Origin of the sequence: Pseudomonas sp. BP8, assembly GCF_017875955.1 — a bacterium.
GTDB lineage: Bacteria > Pseudomonadota > Gammaproteobacteria > Pseudomonadales > Pseudomonadaceae > Aquipseudomonas.
In genome coordinates this window covers 3,739,292-3,743,411 of sequence record NZ_JAGINK010000001.1, presented here as the reverse complement: position 1 = coordinate 3,743,411, position 4,120 = coordinate 3,739,292, and the positions used below count along the sequence as shown (strand labels likewise).

The 4,120-nt window shown below is 63.1% G+C and carries 3 protein-coding genes; 2 read left to right on the top strand and 1 reads right to left on the bottom strand.

All coding sequences use genetic code 11. The annotated features are described in order from the left end of the window. Nucleotides 1-70 precede the first annotated feature (70 nt). Both macA and J3B00_RS16475 read left to right on the top strand, forming a co-directional pair. Nucleotides 71-1,228 (top strand): macrolide transporter subunit MacA, encoded by a 1,158-nt coding sequence (gene macA, locus J3B00_RS16480; protein WP_209868796.1) that lies wholly within the window; start codon nucleotides 71-73, stop codon nucleotides 1,226-1,228. A gap of 2 nt (nucleotides 1,229-1,230) precedes the next feature. Then, nucleotides 1,231-3,231 (top strand): MacB family efflux pump subunit, encoded by a 2,001-nt coding sequence (locus J3B00_RS16475; protein WP_209868794.1) that lies wholly within the window; start codon nucleotides 1,231-1,233, stop codon nucleotides 3,229-3,231. Nucleotides 3,232-3,325: 94 nt separating this feature from the next. Here J3B00_RS16475 and J3B00_RS16470 read toward each other — a convergent pair whose 3' ends face one another. Continuing rightward, nucleotides 3,326-3,973 carry a helix-turn-helix transcriptional regulator gene (locus J3B00_RS16470; protein ID WP_209868792.1) on the bottom strand — a complete coding sequence of 216 codons (648 nt, stop codon included), beginning with the start codon at nucleotides 3,971-3,973 and terminating at the stop codon, nucleotides 3,326-3,328. Nucleotides 3,974-4,120: the final 147 nt, after the last annotated feature.

The following is a 4,120-nucleotide window of genomic DNA, read 5'->3' as shown; positions in this document are numbered from 1 at the left end:
CCTTGTGCGCACAGCGGCGATCGGCCGCTGTGCGCACAAGGCTCGCGGTTCTCAAGGAATCAAGGTGGTTATGGACAAGAGCACATTTCGCAGGATTGGTTTCGGCATCGCTGCGGCCCTCGTCGCTGGGGTGACCCTGTACGCCGTGCAGGCACCGGCCAAGGCGCCGCAATACATCACCGCCACGGTCGAACGTGGCGACATCGAAAACGCGGTGCTGGCCACCGGCACCCTGGAGGGGATTCGCCAGGTAGATGTCGGTGCCCAGGTGTCCGGCCAGTTGAAGACGCTCAAGGTCAAGCTCGGCGACAAGGTGAGCGAGGGCGAGTGGCTGGCCGAGATCGACCCGCTGGTGCTGCGCAACACCCTGCGTCAGGCCGAAGTCGATGAGGAAAAACTGCAGGCCGAGCGCCGTTCGGCGATGGCCAGGCTCAAGCAGGCCAGGCGAGTTTACGAGCGCTACCGCGAGCTGCAGGCCGACGAGTCGATTTCGCGTCAGGACTTCGAGAGCGCCGAATCCGACTTCGAGGTGCAGCAGGCCAATGTGCGCTCGCTCGACGCACAGATCCAGAGCGCCAGAGTCGAGATCGACACGGCCAAGGTCAACCTGGGCTACACCCGCATCAGCGCGCCAATCAACGGCCATGTGGTGGGCATCGTCACCCAGGAAGGCCAGACGGTGATTGCCAACCAGCTGGCTCCGGTTCTGCTCAAACTGGCCGACCTCGACACCATGACGGTCAAGGCCCAGGTGTCCGAGGCCGACGTGATTCACATCACCCCGGGGCAACAGGTGTACTTCACCATCCTTGGCGAAGACAAGCGCTACTACGCCAAGCTGCGCGGCACTGAGCCTGCACCGCAGAACTACACCGAAAGCACCGACAAGAGCGGTGCGGGCGGGGCCAAGCAGAGCACGGCGGTGTTCTACAACGCCCTGTTTGAAGTGCCCAACCCCGAGCACCGCTTGCGCATCGCCATGACGGCCCAGGTGCGCATCGTGCTCGACACCGCGCAAGGCGTGCTGACCGTGCCAGTGGCGGCGCTCGGTTCGCGTGGCGCCGATGGCAGCTACGCGGTGCGGGTGCTGGACGCCAAGGGCTTCGCTCAGGTGCGTAACGTTCAGGCCGGGATCAACAACAACGTCAAGGTACAGATCAAGGACGGTCTGGCCGAAGGTGACCGGGTAGTGATCGGTGAGCCGGTGTCGGGCGAGGCGGGGGCGTGAGCATGAACATGACGGTCGAGCTCGACCCGCAACTGGCGGTGCCTGCCGGCAGCGGCCAACCGCTGCTGCGTTTGCAAGGCGTCAGGCGCAGTTTTGTTGCCGGCGACCGGGAGTTTCTGGCGCTCAAGGACATCGATCTGCAGATCGACCGCGGTGAACTGGTGGCGATCATCGGCGCTTCGGGGTCAGGCAAGTCGACGCTGATGAATATCCTTGGTTGCCTGGATCATGCCAGCGCCGGCAGCTATCAGGTCAGCGGGCAGGAAACCCGCGACCTCGACGACGACGCCTTGGCCGCGCTGCGCCGTGATCACTTTGGCTTCATCTTCCAGCGCTACCACCTGTTGCCCCACCTGGACGCCGTGCGCAACGTCGAGATCCCCGCAGTCTATGCCGGGACGCTGCAGGCCCAGCGTGACCAGCGCGCCCGTGACCTGCTCGGGCGGCTGGGTCTGGCCGGGCATCTGTCGCACCGGCCCAACCAGCTCTCGGGTGGTCAGCAGCAACGGGTGAGTATCTGCCGGGCCTTGATGAATGGCGGTGAAGTGATCCTTGCCGACGAGCCCACCGGTGCCCTCGACACCGCCAGTGGCAAGGAGGTGATGAACATTCTCCTCGAGTTGCATGGCGCCGGGCACACGGTGATTCTCGTTACCCACGACCCCAAGGTCGCCGCCAATGCCCAGCGGATCATCGAGGTCAGCGACGGCCAGATCATCGCCGACCGGCGCAATGTGCCGGAGGTTGCCCGCGCGCCTGCTCGCGAAACGGCGCCGCCAGCGCCCGCCAAGCGTCGGCTGGTGGCCAGCCTCGGCCTGTTCCGCGAGGCATTCAAGATGGCCTGGATCGCGCTGGTGTCGCACCGTATGCGCACTTTGCTGACCATGCTTGGGATCATCATCGGGATTACCTCGGTGGTGTCCATCTCGGCCATCGGTGAAGGCGCCAAGGGCTATGTGCTGAAGGACATCGAAGCGATCGGCAGCAACACCATCGACATCTTTTCGGGGAGCAATTTTGGCGACAGCCGGGCCAAGTCCATCGAAACCCTGGTGCCGGCCGACGTCGCCGCGCTGAACCAGCTGTACTACGTCGACAGCGCCACGCCGGTGATTGGCCGCAGCTTGCTGGTGCGCTACCGCAACCTGGATGTCGATGTGCAGCTCAACGGCGTCAGCGAACGTTACTTCCAGGTGCGCAACCTGCCGTTGTCGGCCGGGATCGTGTTCAGCGCCGACGATGCCCGCCGCCAGGCCCAGGTGGTGGTGATCGACCACAATACCCGCAAGCGCCTGTTCGGCAGCGCCGATCCGCTGGGGCAGGTGATCCTGGTCGGCAACCTGCCGTGCACGGTGATCGGCGTAACCGCCGAGAACAAGAACCTGTTCGTTGCCAGCAGCACCCTGAATGTCTGGGTACCGTACGAGACTGCCGCCGGGCGTGTGCTCGGCCAGCGTCACCTGGACAGCATCAGTGTGCGCATCAAGGACGGCATGCCGAGCAAACGGGTTGAAGAAGAGGTCAACAAGTTGATGCTGCAGCGGCATGGCAGCAAGGACTTCTTCACCAACAACCTCGACAGCATCATGCAGACCGTGCAAAAGACCAGCCGCTCGCTGACCCTGTTGCTGTCGCTGATTGCGGTGATCTCGCTGGTCGTGGGCGGTATCGGCGTGATGAACATCATGCTGGTGTCGGTCACCGAGCGGACCCGCGAGATTGGTATCCGCATGGCGGTGGGGGCGCGCCAGTCGGATATCCGCCAGCAGTTTCTGGTCGAGGCGGTAATGGTCTGCCTGATCGGTGGCGTGATCGGGATCGGCTTGTCGTACGGGATCGGTTATCTGTTTGCGGTGTTCGTCAAACAGTGGGAGATGGTCTTTTCGCCAGGATCGATCGTGATGGCGTTTGCCTGTTCGACGTTGATTGGCGTGCTGTTCGGCTTTGTACCGGCGAGGAATGCGGCGCGCCTGGACCCGATCGAGGCGTTGGCGCGGGATTGAGGCTTCAAATGGGGTCTGGCTTGAGTTTGCCGGGGCTGCTCTGCAGCCCTTTCCGACCGGTCCGGCGCCCCGGCAAGGCCGCTCCTACAAGGTTTCAGCCTTCGCCGTACATCCAGCGCATCAAAGAATGCCGGCCACTGATGCCCAGCTTGATCGCCGCCCGGCGCAAATAGCTCTCCACCGTGTTGGCCTTGAGCGCCAGGCGCTGCGACAGCTCCGGCGCAGTGTGGCCGGCCAGCAGCCCCAGGCAGACCTCACGTTCCCGCTGAGAGAGGCTCAGCCCCAATTGGGCCAGGCGCTCGACAAAGCGTTGCTCCAGGCTCTGCGGCGCTTGTTGCTCAGGGCTAATGGGTTGCAGGGCATTGATGTGCTTCTCGAGCATGGGCAGCAACAAGGGCGAGATATCTTCCAGGCGGCTGCGCTCCAGCGCCGAAAAGCCGTACGCCGAATCAGCACGCAGCACATGAATCGCGTAGCGGGAGTTGTCTTTGCGGCGGATCAGATGCTGCCGGGAGGGGTCGCGAAAATCCTCGTCGGCCCGCTCTTGCGAAGAGAACACCGTCTCGCTGAGCAAGCTCGACGTGGCATCGCAGGTCGTGGGCTCATCGTGCAGTTGGCGAATCTGTAGAGCGTCGATGTTCAGGTGAGCATGGATCAGCTCGTGTAGCATGCGTGGGAACTGGCGGCTGCCAGTGCTGGCAATGACTTTGCCGATTTGCGGGTAGAGCAAGTGTGAATTCATCGTGTCGTCCATGAGGCAGAAGTGCTGATATCCCGCCAGGGTGCAGGTCGCGATCCTGGACTGCAGCAAACGCGGCGGGAGTGCTTGGTATCCTAGTACAACGATTGGATGACGGTTAAATGAAGTCCTGATAGTGGCATTATAGTG